General features: G+C 71.6%; 1 protein-coding gene. It reads left to right on the forward strand.

Features of this window, described 5'->3' with window-relative positions; translation table 11 throughout:
- The first annotated feature begins 2 nt into the window (after window positions 1–2).
- Window positions 3–533, forward strand: a complete 531-nt coding sequence (gene ogt / locus D7X12_RS41795) for a methylated-DNA--[protein]-cysteine S-methyltransferase (RefSeq protein WP_208719645.1) — start codon at window positions 3–5, stop codon at window positions 531–533.
- Window positions 534–560: the final 27 nt, after the last annotated feature.

The following is a 560-nucleotide window of genomic DNA, read 5'->3' on the forward strand; positions in this document are numbered from 1 at the left end:
CCATGCCGCCCCGCCAGCGCTTCTTCATTGACTCCACCCCCACGGCCACCGGGGTCATGCTCATCGTCTGCGACGAGGCGGGCCGCCTTCGCGCCCTCGACTGGGAGGGCTACGAGGCCCGCATGCACCGGCTCCTGCGCCTGCACTACGGCGAGCAGGGCTGCGTCCTGGAGCCGGCGCGCGACCCGTCCGGCCGCACCACCGCCCTCCAGGCCTACCTGCGCGGAGAGGTGAGCGCCATCGACGCCCTCCCCGTGGAGACCGCCGGCACGCCCTTCCAACGCGAGGTCTGGCGCGCCCTGCGCGAGATTCCTGTCGGCACCACCACCACCTATGCCCGACTCGCCGAACGCATCGGCCGGCCCAAGGCCGTGCGCGCCGTGGGCATGGCCAATGGCGCCAACCCCGTGGGCATCGTCGTGCCCTGTCACCGCGTCGTCGGGACCAATGCCTCGCTCACCGGCTATGCCGGGGGGCTGGAGCGCAAACGCTGGCTTCTGGACCACGAGCGGGTGCACGCTCCATCCGCCTGATTCCTTTCAATCCCTCTCACCCCACCC

Origin of the sequence: Corallococcus sicarius, from assembly GCF_003611735.1 — a bacterium.
Classification (GTDB): domain Bacteria; phylum Myxococcota; class Myxococcia; order Myxococcales; family Myxococcaceae; genus Corallococcus; species Corallococcus sicarius.